The organism is Pseudoalteromonas sp. ABE4_541, from assembly GCF_056312285.1.
Genome location: NZ_JBSVEM010000022.1, coordinates 56,813 through 76,209 on the forward strand (window position 1 = coordinate 56,813; position 19,397 = coordinate 76,209).

Here is a 19,397-nt window from a genome sequence, read left to right on the forward strand (position 1 = left end):
AATAAGGATAGTGCGGCGTGTGTGTTTATTTGAGGTGCTAGGTTTGTTGTGTTTGCTCAAACCTAGCAATAAAACGAGGGGGAGGGTTACTGTTAAACTTTAAATTGCTCAAGCATGTTTTCTTGCTCGGTGATTTTGTCAACCTGACTTTGCATTGTATGGTCAACGGTTTTGGCTTCATTAAACACCATGTCAGAGATGTTGCGGATCTCCATTGCGTTTGAATTGACTTCGCTGACTACCTGACGCTGTTCATTTAACATATCGGCAATTTGCACATTGAGCTGCACGATGTGCTCAATGGCTTGACGAATTGCTTGCAGTGAGTCACTGGTTTCATCCGCTTTACCAACGGTTTTTTCTACAATGGATTGACTCTGTTTCATCACTTGAACCGCATTAACTGCTCCAGCTTGTAACTGATCAATCATTGACTTGATTTCTGTAGTGGCTTCTTGGGTGCGTTGTGCCAGCGTTCTTACTTCATCTGCAACGACTGCAAACCCGCGGCCTGATTCACCCGCGCGTGCCGCTTCAATCGCAGCATTGAGTGCCAGTAGGTTAGTTTGCTCGGCGATACCGTTGATCACCGATAGGATCTGTTCAATGCCGCTGGTGGATACTTCTAAATCATTTACTACATCTACCGCCGTTGAGATCTGTTCAGATAGATTGGCAATGGTATCTGTGGTTTGCATCACGATTTTTTGACCTTCCACCGCAGCTGTGTCGGTTTTTTGAATTGCGTCTGCAGCTTCTTGTGCTGAGTTGGCTACTCGAAGCTCTGTTTCAGCCATGTGTTCAGTGGCTGTTGCCAAGGAGTTCAGCGATTTCAGCTGTCTTGAGATGGCGTTGCTCGATTGATTCGCGCCTGAAGACGTTTGTTTTGCGTCTTGTAAAATTTCACGACCAAGTACCTGAATATCGGCAATCAGCTGTTGTAGCCGAGCAGTAAATAAGTTGAAGTTTTCAGCGAGTGCTGAGAATTCAGGATCGCTATTGGTATTGAGCCTTACTGTCAGGTCGGCATTACCTTGGGCAATATTTGCCATCGCATCGTTTATATCTTCGAGGGGTTTAAGAAGGAGGTTTACGACCAAAGACAACACAATGATACTAATAACTACAAATAGCACGGTAAATAATACGGAGTCCTGTGTTAGATCAGAGACGGCAGCAAACACTTTTTCTTTTTCAAGTGCGACACCAACTAGCCAGTCAAAACCATCTACCTTTTGGAAGTCAACGAGGTACTCCACGCCATTCAAACTAATTGCCTGCATGTCGCTGCTAAATTGCGTATCACCCAAAAATTTCACCGCCTTGTCGCCGTTTAGGCTGACATCAGGGTGAGAAATGATAGTACCGTCAGTACTGACCATGAAGGCAAAGCCAGCGCCGAATAGGTTGAATGAGTTAATCATATTGCCTAGCTCTGCCAAGCTTACATCATAAAATATCGCGCCGTGGAATCGACCTTGCTTGGTCACTGGGGTGCCAATTGATACGACGATCTCTTTGCTTACTGAATCTGCATAGGGTGCAGTGACAATCAGCTTACCTGCGTCTTTTGCATCTGTATACCAAGGCCGTTTGCGCGGGTCCCAAGTTGGACCTGGGTTCCACGATGGATCGCTGGCAACATATTTACCCGTATTTTCTTCGCCATAGCCAATCAGCAGAAATTTATCAGACAATTTTGGTTGCGCCAAAATAGGATATGCTTCTTGCAAAGAGTTGGTTTCTGATACAAGGGACGTGGTCAATGAAGCCAGATCAACACTGCCTTGCATCTTTGCAGTGACCGTGTTGCTGATCCCTTGGATTATCTCATTGATATTATGACCAACTTGTTGTTCTAAATTTTGTTTAATTGAAAAATATTGTTTGATTGATAAAACGCTGAGCGCCAGAAATAAAACTAACGAGGATACGATTACAATTTTGTGTTTGAACTTCACGGCACATCTCCAACACTCGACATCATTTAAATGTAAAACATTAACAAAAACTTGCAATGCTAGTTTCAGTTTAATGTACCAGATATTGCAAAACTTTAAATCTTTTAGGTGAGGTTAAAAATTTATAATGTAATAAGTACGTTACACATGTGGAAAGAGTTAAATCATCGATTTCATGTTGTCGCGAGCACACATTCTTACACGCCCTTTGGCTAACTTATGTTAGCAAATAGTCGTCAGCTACCACGCTGTGCTGTAAAGCCGCTTTTAAAGTTTAGGCACAAAGTATTGGTTTTTTTTGGTTTTAGTTGTTTATACCTATTAAACGCATGTTCAGGTGCATTTTGTATAGTTAGTATTGTTATTTTTTGAATTATAAAGGAGGTAATACATGTTTAAATTAACTTATATTTTACCTTTAGGGGCTGTTTTATTGCTTAGCGCCTGTGGCGGCTCAAGCAGGTCAGGCAATGCTTCAAATACCTCACAAGAGGCCAGCACAGGTCAGAAAACATCAATGACTTTGGGGGTTTCGGATGCAGCTGTTACAAATGTAAAAGCCGTAAACATTGTGATTGATGGCATTTCCTTGAAAAACGCAAGTGCGACAAGTGTATTCGATACCAAAGATGAAAATGGTAACCCAACACAAATTAACTTACTTCAATACACGGGAGATGAGATATTTCCGCTATTAAGTGGTGTAAACCTTGATGCGGGTGATTATGAATGGCTTAGGGCCAATATCATCAATGGCACGAGCGTGGAAAATGTAGAGCTCGGTTCTCACATCGTTTACAACGACGATACACGTGTTCCACTAGATGTAAAACGTAAAGGAAATGATGGGGTAGGTGAAATACAAATAAATGAAATAACAATTAATGAGGATGAAAACTCGCTTGTTCTTGAATTTGATTTAAATCGCTCGCTGGTTACTTCCAAAAATGAGGTAACTGTTTATCTTAAACCTACAGCTGTGCGTTTAGAAAATGTATCACAAACCTATACGCTATCAGGTGCAATAAGCGCAGAACTGAGTAATGCATGTATTGCCGACAATATTGACTTGGCGCCGACGAATGGTGAATACAAACAAGTGGCTTATTTATATAGTGAAGAGGCCATTGAGCCGAGTGATATATTTGAAACTGACGTTGTTAACGTAAACTCTCCAATCGCAACCGCAACTGTTGATGAGCAAAACAACTATGCCATCGGTTTCGTTCAAGCTGGGACATATAAAGTTGGTTATAGTTGTGTTGGTCATATTGATGATGCAGAAACACAAGAAGCGGCATTTAGTTTATATCAAGTTAAGCCACTAACGATTACTGAAAATACAGGGGTCGATTTCTCGGTTGAGCCGTGAGGCCTGAGTCAATTGGAAGACTAAAAGAAGTAATTACGTTTGATGCTTATTGAAGCTAAGCAGCTCGACATAATTCGTTGTCATTTCTCCCCCGGGGCGTTTCGCACCACCGATAAGGTATATGCCTTCATTGGTGGTCACCGCGCCCAACCCATGGCGAGTAGTGGTCATGGTAATGGGTAAAGCTTGCCAACGATCTCTTGAAAAGTCATATTCCCAAATTTTGTTAAAAGTTTTACTTTTCATAATAGGTACTGAATTATGATTAGAGATTAAATTGTATTGTTCTCCACCAAAAACATAGATTTTATTGTCTTTTTTAGCCGCAGCGATCCCTGCACAAGCTTGTGGCATCGGGGCTAATTCAAACCATCGATCTGAGCGTTGGTCGTAAAAATCGACTCGGGATTGGTTTTCATGATTTTTTTCTTGGATACGACCACCAATCAGTAAACACCCTCTATCCATGCTTACGCATGCACCCGAGTTTCTAGGCAAAGGCGCGGGCGCGGCATATTGCCATTTAGTGCCATCAAAAAATACATGCTCTGCAACATCTGTGAGACGACCATGCACAATTCCTCGGCCTGAAATAACGTGGGCATTTCCTGCGATATTGGCGTAACCAGATTCAGCTTGGGGAGAAGGTAGCGGAATAGAGCTATGCCAATGTCCGCTTAATCGGGATAGCAAAAATGTATCAGCGCAGGCTTGCCATGGATCTGACTTGCTTGCAGCAAAACCGCCAACAGCGAGTATACCGTGTTCAGTGCTAACAAGTCCTAAATGGTGTCTACGCACGGGAAGAAAAGGACCATAACGCCACTGTTGCTTAACTAGATCAAATAAATAACATGCGTTCGAAGCATTCATTACGCCCATTGTACCTTGTTCAGCATCGGCTAACTCGAGTGCACCCGCCACCACAAGGTGTTTACCAAATAAGCATGGGTAAAGTTCTTGTAAATGCTTGGGAAGGTGAGGCTTGTTGTGCCAATGTGCCGTACCGCTTGCGGTTGTATTTGCAAGCGCACTGGGGAGCATTGTTAACAGGGCCAACTGAGCAAAATTGCTCATGAATGTTCGACGTTCCATACATATCCTTTTTAGGTACATTCGAAAAGGTTAGCAAATTGAAGACGATATTCAATAGAACTTTTTTATTATTGTAAACAAAGGTGAATGAAGTTTTATCAAACTGTTTGCTGTGTGGGGTGTAGACATAAAAAAACCCATGCAAAAGCATGGGTTTATTGCTTAAATGAATTAAGCGTTTTCTAGTGCAGCACGTGGATCAACATATTCCATGTTGAAACCTTCAGCAACTTCTTTACAAGTGATTTGACCGTTAAGTACGTTCAAGCCATCCATAAAGTGCTTGTCTTCAAGTAATGCAGCTTTGTAGCCTTTGTTAGCTAACTTGATGATGTAAGGCAATGTTGCGTTATTTAGTGCAAACGTCGAAGTGCGTGGTACAGCACCTGGCATGTTGGCTACACAGTAGTGAACAACGTCATCAACGATATATGTTGGTTCAGCGTGTGTTGTTGCTTTAGAAGTTGCGATACAACCACCTTGGTCGATAGCAACGTCAACAATTGCAGCACCTGGCTTCATCGCTTTGATGTGCTCAGCGGTAACTAGTTTCGGCGCAGCAGCACCAGGAATTAATACACCACCAATGACTAAGTCAGCTTCTAGTACGTGCTTTTCAAGCGCATCTGCAGTTGAGTAAACCGCTTTTGCTTGGCTACCGAACTGCGCGTTAAGTGAACGAAGCACATCAATGTTGCGGTCAAGGATCGTTACGTCAGCACCTAGGCCTACTGCCATTTGAGCAGCGTTACGACCTACCATACCACCACCGATAACAACCACTTTCGCTGGCTCAACACCTGGTACACCACCTAACAGCATACCGCGACCTTCGCGTGATTTCTCAAGCGCCTGAGCACCTGCTTGAATTGACATGCGACCTGCAACTTCAGACATTGGCGCTAGAAGTGGTAAACCACCGCGTACGTCAGTCACAGTTTCGTATGCGATACAGATAGCTTTGCTCTTAACTAGGTCTTCAGTTTGTGGAAGATCTGGTGCTAAGTGAAGGTATGTGAACAGGATTTGACCTTCACGCAACATAGCGCGCTCTACTGCTTGAGGCTCTTTTACTTTTACGATCATATCTGCTTGTGCAAATACTTCAGCAGCTGTGTTTAATACAGTTGCGCCAACTTCAACATAATCTTCATCAGTGAAGCCAATGCCGATACCAGCATTCGTTTCAACGATAACTTGGTGGCCGTGATTAATTAATTCACGAACGCTCGCAGGAACCATACCTACACGGTACTCGTGGTTTTTTATCTCTTTAGGTACACCGATAATCATAATAAATCGCCTCTGAAATAGAACGGGATAAAATTTTCGACTATTATATGTATGCCACACTAGTGTGTCCTACCTTTTTACACGCCAATAGTAGTGTTATATACTAATGTTTTATCTGAAACAGTAGAAAAAACTATCCAGAATGCATCAACAATTAGATCGAATTGACAGAAAAATTTTAGTCGAACTACAAAAAGATGGTCGGATTTCTAACGTTGAACTCGCACGGCGCATAGGTTTGAGCGCTACGCCATGCTTAGAAAGAGTAAAAAAACTTGAACGGGAAGGGTTTATTCGCGGTTATAAAGCGGTAGTGGATCCTGCTAAACTAGGTCAAGGGCTGCTCGTCTACGTAGAAATTACTATAAATAAGAACTCTCCTGATGTTTTTGATCGGTTTAATCAAGCGGTTCGTCAGCACGACGAAATCATTGAATGCCATCTTGTATCAGGAAATTTCGACTTTTTACTAAAAACGCGCGTGACCGACATGTCAGAATATAGAGGCGTGTTAGGTGAAATTTTATTAAAATTACCCAATGTGAGTGAAAGTCGCACTTATGTGGTCATGGAAGAGGTTAAAGGGGAAGAAGGGGAAATAATAAAACCCTATGCACCATAAGCCTTTTCTTGCTAAGGTGTGCCTATAAATTGTTAATAAAAGAACAAAAATAGAGGAAAACGCAGTATGCGTCTAAATGGTGTACAACGCCTCCTTGAAACCGGATTGATAGTGAGTACAGCAGCCGCCATTTTTATTTTGTGTGCGCTGATCAGTTTTGACCCAGCAGACCCAGCGTGGTCTCAAACTAGTGAGTATGTTCAAGTTAAAAACATTACAGGTTCGGCTGGTGCCTGGGTTGCTGATATTTTACTTGTCAGCTTAGGTTGGTTGGCCTTTTTGGTGCCTGCGGGTATTCAAATATTGGGCTACTTATTATTCAAAAAACCGCACAAAATTTTCCAACTTGATTACACAACTCTTGGTTTACGTGTTATTGGCCTAACTTTGTTTATTACCTCTGCCAGTGCCATTAGTAGTATTAACTTTGATGATATTTTTAGTGTTTCTTCTGGTGGGGTAGTGGGTGATGTTATTGCTGGGGCGATGATGCCTGCATTTAACTTCACCGGTACATCCATTTTATTGCTTTGCTTTTTCTTTGCTGGTTTAACTTTACTCACAGGCGTGTCATGGGTTGAGTTTGTCGACTATCTAGGTGAAAAAGTGGTGCAGTTTTTCAAATGGCTCTCCGCCAAATTGGCAGCGCGACAAGAATCACAATCGCAGTTATCAGTAAGTGACTCAGATCGCGCACATGATATTGCAGAGCAAGATGTCGAATTGAACGAAATCGTGCCTGATGATAATCTCGTTACCAATAACGAAATTGAGCCTAAGCCACTCAGCTTAAAAGAAAAGCTGTTTTCCAAAAAAGAAAAGGTGGAAGAAAAAGTACCGCCAATTATCGGTGAGCCTCATGATCCATCTGTGTTTGATGAGCTAGACGATATTCTTGAACAGGAAATTAATTTTTCTGCCATTGATGATGAAGGCTTTGATACTGCTTCAGCGCTCAATGCATTGGATGAGTCAGCCGCAGAGCCTGTTAAGCAAACAACGGTGGTCTCTCCTGCAAGGCCACTTAAGCCTGCGAGTCCAGCACAGCCACAATCTACCTTTAAACCTGAGCCATCAGCAAAAGAAAAATTCGAAGCATTATTGGAAGAACGTCCCCCTATGGACCCACTTCCTTCATTGGACTTGCTTGATAGGCCTGATAAACAGAAAAATCCGATATCTAAAGAAGAACTGGATGCTGTTTCACGACTGGTGGAAGTCAAGTTATTAGACTTTAACATTCAAGCAAGTGTGGTTGGTGTATATCCGGGCCCTGTTGTCACTCGGTTTGAGCTGGATTTGGCGCCTGGTATTAAAGTGGCTAAGATCACAGGCCTTGCGAAAGACTTAGCGCGCTCGCTTTCTGCCGTGAGTGTTCGTGTTGTAGAAGTTATCCCGGGTAAAACCTATGTTGGTCTTGAGCTTCCGAACAAGCACCGTGAAATTGTGCGTCTATCTGAAGTGATTAATGCGCCAAAATTTGAACAAAACGCGTCACCATTGACTATGGTGTTGGGTAAAGATATTGCAGGTCAACCTGTGGTGGCTGATTTAGCGAAAATGCCACACTTGCTGGTTGCAGGTACAACTGGTTCAGGTAAGTCAGTGGGCGTTAATGTTATGATATTAAGCTTACTGTATAAGTCACCACCTGAAGATGTACGCATGATCATGATAGACCCGAAGATGCTTGAGCTTTCAGTGTATGAAGGTATTCCACATCTATTGTGTGAAGTTGTGACGGATATGAAAGAAGCTGCCAATGCATTACGCTGGTGTGTGGGTGAGATGGAGCGCCGTTACAAGCTGATGTCGGCATTGGGAGTGCGTAACTTAAAAGGTTACAATCAAAAAGTGTTGGACGCTAAGGCCGCAGGTCAACCAATTCTAGACCCATTATTTAAAGACACCGATGGTATGGCTGAAGGCCCACAAGAGCTAGATAAGCTGCCAAGTATTGTGGTTGTGATTGACGAATTTGCTGACATGATGATGATCGTGGGCAAAAAAGTTGAAGAGCTTATTGCGCGTATTGCACAAAAAGCCCGTGCAGCAGGTATTCACCTAGTACTTGCAACGCAACGTCCGTCTGTTGATGTAATTACAGGTTTGATTAAAGCAAATATTCCGACCCGAATGGCGTTCCAAGTGTCGAGTAAAATAGATTCAAGAACAATTTTGGATCAGCAAGGTGCAGAAAACCTATTAGGTATGGGTGATATGCTTTACTTGCCCCCAGGCACAAGTGTACCTGTACGTGTCCACGGTGCTTTTGTTGATGATCATGAAGTACATGCCGTGGTCAATGACTGGAAAGCTAGAGGCAAACCTAACTACATAGAGGAAATTTTATGTGGTGATGCCACTGAAGATATTTTATTACCAGGTGAAGCACCAGAAGGTGGTGATGATGAGTCAGATCCGTTATATGACGAAGCAGTTGGCTTTGTGATTGAGTCGGGTAAGGTTTCAGTATCGAGTGTGCAGCGCAAGCTCCGTGTGGGTTATAATCGTGCTGCGCGTTTGGTTGAACAAATGGAAGCATCGGGCGTGGTGAGTGCGCCCGGTCATAATGGTGCTCGAGAAGTACTCGTACCGAGAGGAGCAAGTTAATGAGAATGAAACAGGTTATGATTAAAGCAGCAGCGTTATGTGCAAGTATTGCACTTAGCGGTCATGCGTTTGCGGATGCTGCTAATGATTTAAAGATAAAGCTTGAAAAAATTAATACGTTTCAAGCTCAGTTCGCACAGCAAGTAACTGATGAAGAAGGGTCTATTTTACAACAAGGCACTGGCAAAATTGCACTGGCGCATCCTTTGAAAATTCGTTGGCAACAGCAACAACCCGATGAAACCTTGTTAGTATCGGATGGCAGTAAAACTTATTATTACGATACGTTTGCTGAGCAAGTTACAGTGATGAAAACCACAAGTCTTATTAACACAACGCCGTTTGTGTTATTGACGACACGCTCTGAGGAGCAGTGGTCTAAATACCAAGTTGCTCAGACGGATATTGGCTATAAGATCACCCCAAACCAAGGTGTCGAGTCTCAGGTGGAAGCACTGGAATTGGTATTTGCTGAGCAAGCCACGTTAAAATCTATGAGTGTGAAAGATGTGTCGGGGCAGTTATCTACGTTTAGTTTTAAAGGGAGCAAATTAAATGCAGAACTTGACCCAACACTATTCATATTTGCTATGCCTGAGGACGTCATTGTTGATGACCAAACACAAGGTGAGTAATTCTTTTGAGTAATTTGGGTTTTGATTTTGCCCCAGATGTTAGACCATTGGCCGCACGTATGCGGCCAACTTGTTTGGCGCAATATATTGGTCAATCACATATCCTCAGTTCGGATCAGCCGCTATATAAAGCGATTGAAGCAGGGCGTTGCCACAGCTTAATTGTTTGGGGTCCACCGGGCGTGGGTAAAACGACGATAGCTGAAATTATTGCTCATCATGCTAGTGCGCAATTAACCAGATTATCTGCTGTTACTTCGGGCGTTAAAGAAATTCGTGAAGCGGTCGTTGAAGCCAAGAATCGGTTGTCTCAAGGACAACGTACTTTGTTGTTTGTTGACGAAGTACATCGCTTTAATAAATCTCAGCAAGACGCATTTCTACCTCACATTGAAGACGGCACTTTTATTTTTATTGGCGCGACCACGGAAAACCCTAGCTTTGCATTAAATAACGCGATTTTATCTCGAGCGAGAGTTTATACCTTGAAGGCTTTGAGCGAGGACGAGCTTGTCTGTGTGCTTAATCGTGCGCTTGAACAAGATGAACAGCTCAGTCAACTTGAGGTTTCCATTAGTGCTCAGGCTCTTTTAGCGCTGGCTAAAGCCAGCTCTGGTGATGCACGTAAGGCGCTTAACTTGTTGGAGCAAGCCATCGATTTGGCACAGCACAAAGATAATCAAATTTTGATAAATGAACAGGTATTGGTGCATGTATTACCAAGCCATTTAGCTAAATACGATAAGGGTGGTGACCTGTATTACGATTTGATTTCCGCATTTCATAAGTCGGTGCGAGGCAGTAGCCCAGATGCCGCTTTGTATTGGTATTGTCGCATTCTGGCAGGGGGGGGCGATCCACTTTATGTCGCCAGGCGCTTACTTGCGATTGCCACTGAAGATATTGGGAATGCTGATCCAAGAGCGATGCAAGTGGCGCTTAATGCATGGGATATTTATCAACGCGTAGGTCCTAGTGAAGGGGAGCGAGCCATTGCTCAAGCAACGATATATCTGGCAAGTGCGCCAAAAAGTAATGCTGTATATATGGCATTTAATCAAGCCAAGCAAGATGCTATGAGCGATGCTGATCATGAAGTACCTGCGCACCTTAGGAACGCCCCCACAAAATTAATGAAAGAATTGGGTTACGGTGATGAGTATCGATATGCGCACAGTGAGCCCGGTGCTTTTGCCGCGGGTGAAAATTATTTCCCAGAAAGTATCAAAGATAGACAATACTACTTTCCAACGGAGCGCGGCCTTGAGAAACAGATAAAAACCAAATTAGAGTACCTAGAGCAACAAAATCAACAAAGTGAGCAAAAAAGGTATCAGGATGATTAAAATGTACCTCACCATTGCTCTTGGCGGCGCACTGGGTGCCTGTCTGAGACTTTTCATTAACGATATAATGCTAAAACTCTTGGGTAAGGGATTCCCTTTTGGTACATTGACCGTTAATATTCTCGGTTCACTGTTAATGGGCATTCTTTACGGTTTAATAGAAAAACAAGTTATTACCGTCAGCCCAGCCAAAACTTTAGTCGGTATTGGATTTTTGGGCGCATTAACAACGTTTTCAACATTTTCCATGGACTCTGTATTGTTGCTTCAACAAGGGCAGGTTCTGAAAATGGCTCTTAATGTCACACTCAACGTGGTTGTGTGTATTTTTATGGCTTGGTTGGGCCTTTGCTTGGTCATGCAAAAAGGTTAAAAATAGCAAATGTTAGATTCAAAATACTTACGTCAAGACATTGCAGAAGCAGCGGCACGCTTAGCAAAGCGTGGCTTTGATCTGGATGTTGAAGCAATCAATGCGCTAGAAGAAAAGCGCAAGGCATTACAAACTCAAACTCAAGAATTACAAAGTGAGCGTAACAGCCGTTCCAAAGCCATTGGTCAAGCAAAAGCAAAAGGTGAGGACGTACAACCTTTGTTAGATGCAGTAGCAAACCTTGGCGACCAATTAGCAGCAGCTAAAACGCAGCAAGATAACATTCTTGCGCAGTTAAACGACATCGCAATGTCACTGCCAAATTTACCAGCAGAAGAAGTACCAGCAGGTAAAGACGAAGATGATAACGTTGAAGTATTGAAATGGGGTGAACCAAAACAGTTTGATTTTGAAGTAAAAGATCATGTGGATTTAGGTGAAGCGTTAGGCAAGGGCCTAGATTTCGAAACTGGTGTTAAGTTAAGTGGCTCGCGTTTCACTGTGATGCGTGGTGGTGTTGCTCGTATGCACCGCGCACTTGTGCAATTTATGTTAGATACGCACACAGATAAGAACGGCTATACAGAAATGTATGTACCTTACCTTGTGAACAAAGACAGCTTATATGGCACGGGCCAATTACCTAAGTTTGCTGAAGACTTATTCCACACCAAAGGCTTAATCAGCGATGATGGTGTTGAGCAAGATGGCTTTAGTTTGATCCCAACAGCGGAAGTGCCACTGACTAACTGTGCACGTGATGAAATTTATGATGAAAAAGAATTACCAATCCGTATGACGGCACACACGCCTTGTTTCAGAAGTGAAGCGGGCAGTTATGGTCGTGATACTCGTGGTCTTATTCGTCAGCACCAGTTTGATAAGGTTGAATTGGTACAGCTTGTTAAACCAGAAGATTCAATGGCAGCACTGGAAGAGTTAACAGGTCATGCAGAGCAAATTCTACAAGCATTAGAACTACCATACCGCAAAGTAGTGCTGTGCACAGGTGATATGGGCTTTGGTGCAACAAAAACGTATGACTTAGAAGTTTGGCTGCCAGCGCAAGATACTTACCGTGAGATCTCTTCATGTTCAAACATGTGGGATTTCCAAGCGCGTCGTATGCAAGCACGTTTCCGCCGTCAAGGCGAGAAAAAACCTGAGCTACTTCACACATTAAACGGCTCTGGTTTAGCCGTAGGTCGTACTTTGGTAGCTATCTTAGAGAACTATCAACAAGCAGACGGCAGTGTGGTTGTGCCATCAGTGCTTCGTCCATATATGGGCGGATTAGAAGTGATCAGTTAATAAACTGCACTTATTAAGTAAAAAAGCGCCCATGATAAAATGGGCGCTTTTTTATTATATTTTCTTATTGATTTTCAATTAAAGAACGAATCGAAGCTTATTTTATTTTGCCTAGAAAAAGCGGCATTTAAAATTTATCTATCAATTAGTCAACATACTCTTAATGGCCGATTCGAGTTTGTCAGGTTCATTTGTACCTAATCGAACGTTTTTTCCATCTTTCATTTTAATATGAACCGCTTTAAACCCCGACACATTATAAAGCTTACCATTGCTGATCTCTCTTATACCCCAGCCAGCATACCAAGGATTGCTAACGGAGTTAACTTGCTCAATTTGAGCTATTTCAATACTACCAGAAATTAACCCTAGCCCCATTTTCCATTTTATTTCGCTATTAGAAACATTAATACTTAGGCTGTAAAAATTTACAGATATCGCAAATGAAACAGCAAATAAAAAATAGGCGATAATGCTATTACTTTTAATTATGAAAACTGCAATAACTATAATTAATGTTATGATAAATAAAAATGAGAATCCATACTGAACATTATAATAACCTTCCATATTTACTCCTGTTATTTAGACGAGAATCTAATCCATTTTTTGCCTTATATCTAAGCATTACACTAGGTAAAAACTCTGGGTATCTTTGCTTTAACGTTTTCAGTATCTTTTCATCTTTGTGTAAATATACGCACGCTTGGCAATTATGATTCACTGTTCCTATATTGTTTGCAATGTAATCGTCTCCCATGAGTAATGTTATGACTCTAGCTGGACCATCAACTTTTATCCATATTTTTAAAAAATCTTCTAGTTGAGATTCATGGGCGACCTTTAAAAAGTCCTTCTTGTAAATATGACCAATTTTCATTTCATTGATATGTTCGAATGTTAGCCCACAGCAGCTAGATATTCGACCATGTGGTGTAATAACAATGTTTTCAAAGACTTGTTCGCAACCAGTATTAAGCTCTTCTAGGGCTATTTGAAAACCACGATCGGTGTAATCTTTTTGAAATGGCATCCATGTATTACTGTTAATAATTAATTTTTTATTACTGAGTAACTCCTTTATATCATCATTTTCCTCTAAGGAAGCTCTGCATCTAGAGTCATGAGAATCTTTTTCAACCATAATTAATGGCTTTACATTACAACTAGCGCAGGCTTTTACAGCGTTAATGATCGTACTTTCATCTACATACTTCTGATGATCTAGTCCAGTACTGAAATTAATTTCATACAGCCCTGCTGCAGACAGCTGTTTTGCTATTTTCATCGCACTGCTTGTTGTTTTTGCCCAGTAACCATTGGTAACGCACCTGCTTTTTAAAGCATGGGAGGACACAAGTGCGATAGCCGAAAAAAGGTCATCTTTTAGCGTAAAACACTCACCTCCACTAAAGACTACGTTCTGTAATTTAGGAAATGTAGCCACGGCTTCATTTATACAGTTACAGATTTCGTCAAGGCTTAGCTTTGATTTTAAGCTTGGGTTTGACTCAAAGCAGCACTCTTTGCATGCAGCGGTACACCTATAGGTTGGCAAAATAGTGAGTGTTTTCGGTGATGGCAATTCCATTTTGCACCTTCCTATAGACACTGAGGGTTATAGTTTGGAACTTCTAGTGATGAGTCAATCTCTGCCATTGCGCTGTCAATTATGAACGACAGAGTTTCTTCATTTTTTATTAACCCGATGTGATAGGCTGCATTATAGAACGCTTTTATTTCTAGCTTAGCTAGATCCCTGTATATATAGTTTTCAAAGCCATTAAACCCAGCTAGGTAGGCTGCATTCATTGCTGCATCTTTATTTTTTGCTATGTTTTTATCGGTTAAGGCAACAGTTCCAAATTGTTTAGTATCGTCCGTGTTTTCAGTGTGAGGGGCACTTTCACACGTGCCACCCCACAGATAAACAGCCGCATATACTGCGGCAACAACTGCGGCGACAACGTTCGATGCTGCTGCCACATTGACTGCAACTGCCGCAAACGAAATACATGTAACACAAATTTGCGGTTCTATGTTGTTAGCTAGTTTTGAAAGGTCCGTTAAACCATTTTCTTCAAAAACATCTTGATACGTTGATTTATTTTCATTTAAAAAGTCAGCATATTTCTTTTCAAGTGCGCTGAATTCGTCTTTGCCAAGTAGTCCGTTGTCAATCATTATGTATAATAATTGTTCAAAATCTTGTCTTTGAGTCGCATTTCTAAATTCAGGGAGTGCAATTAGCTCAAGCACCTTAATATTTGGATCAGATTCTATCTGTTCTTTACTAACTCCTAACTCTTGATATATTTTCGACTTATTTGCTGAGAAGTGAGATGCAAAATCATGATCTTCAAATAACCGCCTGATCAGTTTATTTAACTTACTTTCAATATTTGAAAATTGTGTGTCTTTTATTTTTATTCTTAACATATTATTTATTTCATTGAGATTGACTGACTCTTTGAGGCTATCAGGTGTGCCGTAAAGCGCGTTACCTTCACTTGCAATAGCTTGAACAGGGATGATCAGTGATGCTCCCACGAGTGACAATGAGGATTTTTTTAAATTTTTAGACATGATTAAAATTCCTTTTTAAGTTACCTAATAAGGTTAATTTTCCTTCCACTGTTCAGCACATAATGAACAGCTCGAGAAAAAGAATAATCAAAGATTGAGGGAGTGCAAATTTTTATTTGATTTTATGAAATATTTAATTTTGTGATTCTTAAGGTTTCGGTTTTTATGAACTATTTTATTCTGATGTTTTTTAGTTGGGGAGGTGCGCCATTTCTTAAATATAGTTTAATTAATCCACTCAAAGGAGAGCCTTTGTTTTCTATCAAATTTTCTTTATATTTTATGGGGAAACTTCATGAACAATGTTTTCGATGTTTATTTGGCCCGAATTCAGATAATAAAGTGCAGTACTCATGCTTAAACGGTGGATAGAGATCTATCATCTGTTGGTGATACTCTGTGACAGCCAAAAACAAGAGTTGATATCATGGGTTACAAGCCGTTGTGCAAAGGACAAAGAAACTAGGTTGAGGCTTACTAATGCAAGGGTTTGGCTATCGAGAAATAGGAATTAAGCTAAAGATGGCCACAGTATCACATGCCATTGTGTTCGTAGTAATTGGATGGCAGCCGAAGCGGCGGTGGTATTCGATGAATCATGCAAAGTAGCGAAAATAGCGAGTTGTGCATTTAGGATTTGAGTTCTCAAGTAAAACGCAATTTAAATAAATTGAGATGTATTGGAAATGAATCCGAGTCTATTTCAATGTGATGAAAAAAACCAACGAACTTATACGCTCGTTGGTTGGTTGGGCAATTAGATATATTGATTTTAGAAATGGAACTCGTGAACTGAGTATGTATGTTCTTGACCGGAACAATCGGTCGCGATTGCGCTAGTTGGTTTGAAATCACTTCCTAAAAACCATTTTGCCGTCATGCGCGAGCCATCAGGGCAATAATCACCTACAGTGTGTGCTTCATAGCGGCCAGCTGCAATATTAGCAGGTTCATTTTTATTCCAATATAAGCGCACTTCGTTGTGTGGTGGGATACCAGCAATTTGCTTGTAATAGACTTTCATGGGATGCCAGCGAGTGGCGATTCCGCCGCATGACGCTGACTGGCACTTCAGATAAACAAAGCTGTACGAGTATTTTAACACGCCATCATCGCTTGAATTTGCCATTGCTGAACCTGATAGTAGTCCAAGTGAGAGTATCGAAGTTGCAAGTAGAGTTTTCATATTCTTATCCTTGTGTTTAAAGATTTTTCTCGCGCATATACAGCGCCTCTACTTTTTAATGTTTATTTTTTGTTTTAAAAATGTTTTTTATGTAAGGGTTTGTGTGTTTTTTATGTTTTAATGGTTGACTATCCTGTTTACTGAAATGGCTGGGTAAATATTGTTAAGTTTTATGATTATAAAAAGGTTCTATTTGGCTGATTTGCCGATCATAAGCAGATCAGACACGCTTTTATATAAACAGTCTCTATTGCGAGTTGCTATGTAATACTCTTTTACAAATCATGTGTCAGTTGCAAGAGTATGCGCTTTAGCTAAGTACATAAGCTGTGTTTGTTATTTGCTCAGTTTTACACTTAGTTTGGAATTAAAAGGTTAGAATATGGGTGACGAACACAACGGTGGAGCACTCGTGGCTTCTCCATGCATACGCAATTGCTGTCTGGATGATGATGACATGTGCGTGGGTTGCTATAGAACGCTTTCAGAGATATTGGACTGGAGTCATTGTGACTCAAAACAACGTCGTCAAATTCTTGCTCGTTGCAAACAAAGAAAAGCAAAAAGGAATAAGAATATAAATTATGCGGGTAAAAAGTGAAGCACCGTTTTCACTGCTGACTAATATAAGAGCTCGCGCGATTTAGTTGGAGTTATAGTTACTGACTTTAATTACGAGCATTTACGCAGATTTTGTTTAAGAGCGTGTGACTTTTATGCCTCGTCTTTAGCTATTGCACTTATGTACTATACTTTTTGTCAAGATATTCACTGACTAAGTGCTATATGGCCTCTCTACGCACAATTTTATTGATACCTTTTTTCATGTATAAGCCTGTGTACGCAAAACCAAGCGATGACGCATTGGATATTTTTTCTTTACCGGTTGAAGAGCTACAGCAATTAGAAGTCACTGTGGCCGCACGAAAAAGTGAGCCTTGGTTATCTTCCTCTGGGACTGTTTATGTGGTTAGTCGTTCTGATATCGAAAACTATGGCTGGCGTGATCTCAAAGAAGTACTCGCTAGTATCCCGAATATAGATTACTTCTATCAATGGAGTTGGTTACCGGGAGGGCAGCGAGGTTTTACAGGCAATATGTCGGGCACCTTGATGTTGATAGACGGTAGAGAAATGCAAAATTTGTTGGCAAATGAAGCCTTTATTATGAATAACTTTCCTGCCAGTCGCATTGAGCGGGTTGAAGTTTTACAAGGTCCAAATTCGACTTTGTATGGTGGCAATGCAACACAAGGAGTGATCAATGTAATCACGCGTTTGGGTAGCCAAGACAATGAGTTGCACTTATTGCTCGGTGAGGTCGGCACTAAACACGCTAATGTGTTATTACACCATCGGCAAGGCGAAGTGAATTTTGCTTTGAACATGAGCTATTTTAGCAGTGACCAAAACTACGACGAGTTGCGTGAATTTATCGTTGATACCCAAGAATTTAGCCGTAGTGGCAAGGATAGGTTACGTAGCTTGTCTTCTGAAGAATTCAGAAATAACGAACGCAATTATACATTTGATGGCAAAATAACGTATCGAGACCTTTATATTGGCGGAAATATCAGTCGCGCTGAAAATGTGAGTGGCATTGAGGCGGTAACTTATGATTACGTGACGGGCGACGACGCTCGTCGAGGCTACGAAAATTACTATCTAGGAAAACAGTTTTTACCCAACAAGAGTTGGAGTGGCACGATAGAATTGAGCTATTTCAGAGAATATAAAGAGAAAGACAGACTCACTACCATTATTCCAGAAACCGCGACAAGCTACCGGGATTTAATTCAATACAATGAGCGTGAAGATATCGGGCCTTCCGATCGCATTCGATTGGCGACACAGTGGCAGCATCAGGTTGATGAAAACACAGACTGGATTTTTGGCTATGATGGCTGGCGTACTGTTATCGGTAGGAAAGTAAAATACCGTGAATTAAATGGCAAAGTTACTTTATTTACGCCGCCAGAATGGGCTGCAGATAAAGAAAAATCTAAAAAACATGCCTTCTATGGACAGTACTCTAAAACTTTTAGCTGGGAAGATAAGTCTCTCAAAGTCAGTGGCGGGCTTCGATACAATCGCCAAGATTTTACCAATTCTGCTTACTTACCCAGAGCCAGTGTTGTATATCAACCAGACAGTGAGCAAGCCATTAAATTTACATATGGCGAAGCATTCAGACCGCCGACAATTTTTGAATTTGATTTAGTCGTTGATGATGAACTTGAGTCTCAAACAATGAAAATGACTGAACTCAATTGGAGTCGTAACTTTGCTTGGGAAAATATAAAACTGACCAATATTTCTGCGCTTTATCATATGAAAGTAGAAAACTTTTATGAAAAACTACTGGATCCCATTACGGGACTGTGGCGTACGAAAATAACAGGAGAACACACTGTTTATGGCTGGGAAAACCAGCTGAAATTTCAAGGCGAACGTTGGCAAGGGCAACTGGGATTGCGCTACGCAAAACCGGACGAGGAATCAGTCAATGGGCAAAATGAGGTACTTAATATTCCTAAATACAAAGTTAAGCTGGGGCTTGTGTATAGTTTGAGCAATACGTGGCGCATAGCGGGCTTTGTCGACCACTGGGCAAAAACATACACCGAAGCCAACCAGCTAGGCGGAAAAGAAACGGGAATAGAAGAAATTGCATCATGGAGTTTAATTAATCTACACCTGTTTAGACAAAGTAAGCAGTTTACTTATGGTGTATATGTTGAAAACCTATTCGATAAAACAATATACCATGCTAATGCCAGAGGCACTTCACCCGTTAAATATTTACAAGCACCCAGAAATATACGTTTGCAGTTTAGTTATAAGTTTTGAATCTGATTGTATAACGGGGAAAGCGGCAGTTAACCCAGGCTGTACTAGACGCGGTGTACTAGAGGTAGTGTTTAGAAATCTGTGTCATTTCAGTAATATTAGGAAAACAGGAATGACACATGACTCAAGAATTCGATTTCAACAAAGCATTAGA

At 41.2% G+C, this 19,397-nt stretch carries 16 protein-coding genes; 9 read left to right on the forward strand and 7 right to left on the reverse strand.

Features of this window, described 5'->3' with window-relative positions:
* Nucleotides 1-92 precede the first annotated feature (92 nt).
* Complete coding sequence (locus ACW689_RS18140; protein ID WP_476293479.1) at nt 93-1,961, reverse strand: methyl-accepting chemotaxis protein; 1,869 nt, start codon at nt 1,959-1,961, stop codon at nt 93-95.
* 391 nt (nt 1,962-2,352) lie between these two features.
* On the opposite strand from ACW689_RS18140, the gene ACW689_RS18145 reads away from it, so the two are divergent.
* A complete protein-coding gene (locus ACW689_RS18145) occupies nt 2,353-3,333 on the forward strand; it encodes a DUF4382 domain-containing protein (RefSeq protein ID WP_476293481.1) in 981 nt (326 codons plus the stop codon).
* Nucleotides 3,334-3,366: 33 nt separating this feature from the next.
* On the opposite strand, the gene ACW689_RS18150 is transcribed toward ACW689_RS18145, so the two are convergent.
* Both ACW689_RS18150 and ald read right to left on the reverse strand, forming a co-directional pair.
* Nucleotides 3,367-4,428, reverse strand: coding sequence for a Kelch repeat-containing protein (locus ACW689_RS18150; protein ID WP_476293483.1), 1,062 nt, complete (start codon nt 4,426-4,428; stop codon nt 3,367-3,369).
* Nucleotides 4,429-4,599: 171 nt separating this feature from the next.
* Nucleotides 4,600-5,721 (reverse strand): alanine dehydrogenase, encoded by a 1,122-nt coding sequence (gene ald / locus ACW689_RS18155; protein ID WP_476293485.1) that lies wholly within the window; start codon nt 5,719-5,721, stop codon nt 4,600-4,602.
* Between the two features lie 142 nt (nt 5,722-5,863).
* Here ald and lrp point away from each other — a divergent pair, with 142 nt between their 5' ends.
* The 6 genes from lrp (at nt 5,864) to serS (ending at nt 12,621) form a co-directional block, all read left to right on the forward strand.
* The gene (gene lrp / locus ACW689_RS18160; RefSeq protein ID WP_190363691.1) at nt 5,864-6,343 is read left to right on the forward strand and encodes a leucine-responsive transcriptional regulator Lrp; all 480 of its coding nucleotides are present in this window, start codon (nt 5,864-5,866) and stop codon (nt 6,341-6,343) included.
* Nucleotides 6,344-6,409: 66 nt separating this feature from the next.
* Nucleotides 6,410-8,956: a DNA translocase FtsK gene (locus ACW689_RS18165; RefSeq protein ID WP_476293487.1), complete on the forward strand. Its 2,547-nt coding sequence runs from the start codon at nt 6,410-6,412 to the stop codon at nt 8,954-8,956.
* A 5-nt stretch (nt 8,957-8,961) separates the two neighbouring features.
* On the forward strand, nt 8,962-9,591 hold the full coding sequence (gene lolA / locus ACW689_RS18170) for an outer membrane lipoprotein periplasmic chaperone LolA (RefSeq protein ID WP_476293505.1): 630 nt from the start codon (nt 8,962-8,964) through the stop codon (nt 9,589-9,591).
* 5 nt (nt 9,592-9,596) lie between these two features.
* Entirely contained in the window at nt 9,597-10,937 is a 1,341-nt protein-coding gene (locus tag ACW689_RS18175; protein WP_476293489.1) for a replication-associated recombination protein A, read from the forward strand.
* Nucleotides 10,930-11,310 carry a fluoride efflux transporter CrcB gene (crcB, locus tag ACW689_RS18180; protein ID WP_476293490.1) on the forward strand — a complete coding sequence of 127 codons (381 nt, stop codon included), beginning with the start codon at nt 10,930-10,932 and terminating at the stop codon, nt 11,308-11,310. The genes ACW689_RS18175 and crcB overlap by 8 nt, the downstream gene beginning before the upstream one ends.
* Nucleotides 11,311-11,319: 9 nt before the next feature.
* Nucleotides 11,320-12,621, forward strand: coding sequence for a serine--tRNA ligase (serS, locus tag ACW689_RS18185; RefSeq protein WP_476293491.1), 1,302 nt, complete (start codon nt 11,320-11,322; stop codon nt 12,619-12,621).
* A gap of 141 nt (nt 12,622-12,762) precedes the next feature.
* On the opposite strand, the gene ACW689_RS18190 is transcribed toward serS, so the two are convergent.
* From ACW689_RS18190 to ACW689_RS18205, 4 genes are all read right to left on the reverse strand, one after another.
* The gene (locus tag ACW689_RS18190; protein ID WP_476293493.1) at nt 12,763-13,191 is read right to left on the reverse strand and encodes a hypothetical protein; all 429 of its coding nucleotides are present in this window, start codon (nt 13,189-13,191) and stop codon (nt 12,763-12,765) included.
* Complete coding sequence (locus ACW689_RS18195; RefSeq protein ID WP_476293494.1) at nt 13,175-14,212, reverse strand: radical SAM protein; 1,038 nt, start codon at nt 14,210-14,212, stop codon at nt 13,175-13,177. Before ACW689_RS18195 ends, ACW689_RS18190 begins: the two co-directional genes overlap by 17 nt.
* Nucleotides 14,213-14,223: 11 nt before the next feature.
* Nucleotides 14,224-15,207: a hypothetical protein gene (locus tag ACW689_RS18200; RefSeq protein ID WP_476293495.1), complete on the reverse strand. Its 984-nt coding sequence runs from the start codon at nt 15,205-15,207 to the stop codon at nt 14,224-14,226.
* 772 nt (nt 15,208-15,979) lie between these two features.
* Entirely contained in the window at nt 15,980-16,393 is a 414-nt protein-coding gene (locus ACW689_RS18205; protein ID WP_476293497.1) for a hypothetical protein, read from the reverse strand.
* A 382-nt stretch (nt 16,394-16,775) separates the two neighbouring features.
* Between ACW689_RS18205 and ACW689_RS18210 the strand changes: the two genes are divergently transcribed.
* Nucleotides 16,776-16,994: a DUF1289 domain-containing protein gene (locus tag ACW689_RS18210; RefSeq protein WP_476293499.1), complete on the forward strand. Its 219-nt coding sequence runs from the start codon at nt 16,776-16,778 to the stop codon at nt 16,992-16,994.
* A 224-nt stretch (nt 16,995-17,218) separates the two neighbouring features.
* Nucleotides 17,219-19,243 (forward strand): TonB-dependent receptor plug domain-containing protein, encoded by a 2,025-nt coding sequence (locus tag ACW689_RS18215; protein WP_476293501.1) that lies wholly within the window; start codon nt 17,219-17,221, stop codon nt 19,241-19,243.
* The last annotated feature ends 154 nt before the right edge of the window (nt 19,244-19,397 follow it).

Bases quoted from the DNA above. Each gene is read 5' to 3' on its own strand.
- ACW689_RS18145 (WP_476293481.1), top strand. From the start codon at position 2,353: ATGTTTAAATTAACTTATATTTTACCTTTAGGGGCTGTTTTATTGCTT.
- ACW689_RS18150 (WP_476293483.1), bottom strand. From the start codon at position 4,428: ATGGAACGTCGAACATTCATGAGCAATTTTGCTCAGTTGGCCCTGTTA.
- ald (WP_476293485.1), bottom strand. From the start codon at position 5,721: ATGATTATCGGTGTACCTAAAGAGATAAAAAACCACGAGTACCGTGTA.
- lrp (WP_190363691.1), top strand. From the start codon at position 5,864: ATGCATCAACAATTAGATCGAATTGACAGAAAAATTTTAGTCGAACTA.
- ACW689_RS18165 (WP_476293487.1), top strand. From the start codon at position 6,410: ATGCGTCTAAATGGTGTACAACGCCTCCTTGAAACCGGATTGATAGTG.
- lolA (WP_476293505.1), top strand. From the start codon at position 8,962: ATGAAACAGGTTATGATTAAAGCAGCAGCGTTATGTGCAAGTATTGCA.
- crcB (WP_476293490.1), top strand. From the start codon at position 10,930: ATGATTAAAATGTACCTCACCATTGCTCTTGGCGGCGCACTGGGTGCC.
- serS (WP_476293491.1), top strand. From the start codon at position 11,320: ATGTTAGATTCAAAATACTTACGTCAAGACATTGCAGAAGCAGCGGCA.
- ACW689_RS18190 (WP_476293493.1), bottom strand. From the start codon at position 13,191: ATGGAAGGTTATTATAATGTTCAGTATGGATTCTCATTTTTATTTATC.
- ACW689_RS18195 (WP_476293494.1), bottom strand. From the start codon at position 14,212: ATGGAATTGCCATCACCGAAAACACTCACTATTTTGCCAACCTATAGG.
- ACW689_RS18200 (WP_476293495.1), bottom strand. From the start codon at position 15,207: ATGTCTAAAAATTTAAAAAAATCCTCATTGTCACTCGTGGGAGCATCA.
- ACW689_RS18205 (WP_476293497.1), bottom strand. From the start codon at position 16,393: ATGAAAACTCTACTTGCAACTTCGATACTCTCACTTGGACTACTATCA.
- ACW689_RS18210 (WP_476293499.1), top strand. From the start codon at position 16,776: ATGGGTGACGAACACAACGGTGGAGCACTCGTGGCTTCTCCATGCATA.
- ACW689_RS18215 (WP_476293501.1), top strand. From the start codon at position 17,219: ATGTATAAGCCTGTGTACGCAAAACCAAGCGATGACGCATTGGATATT.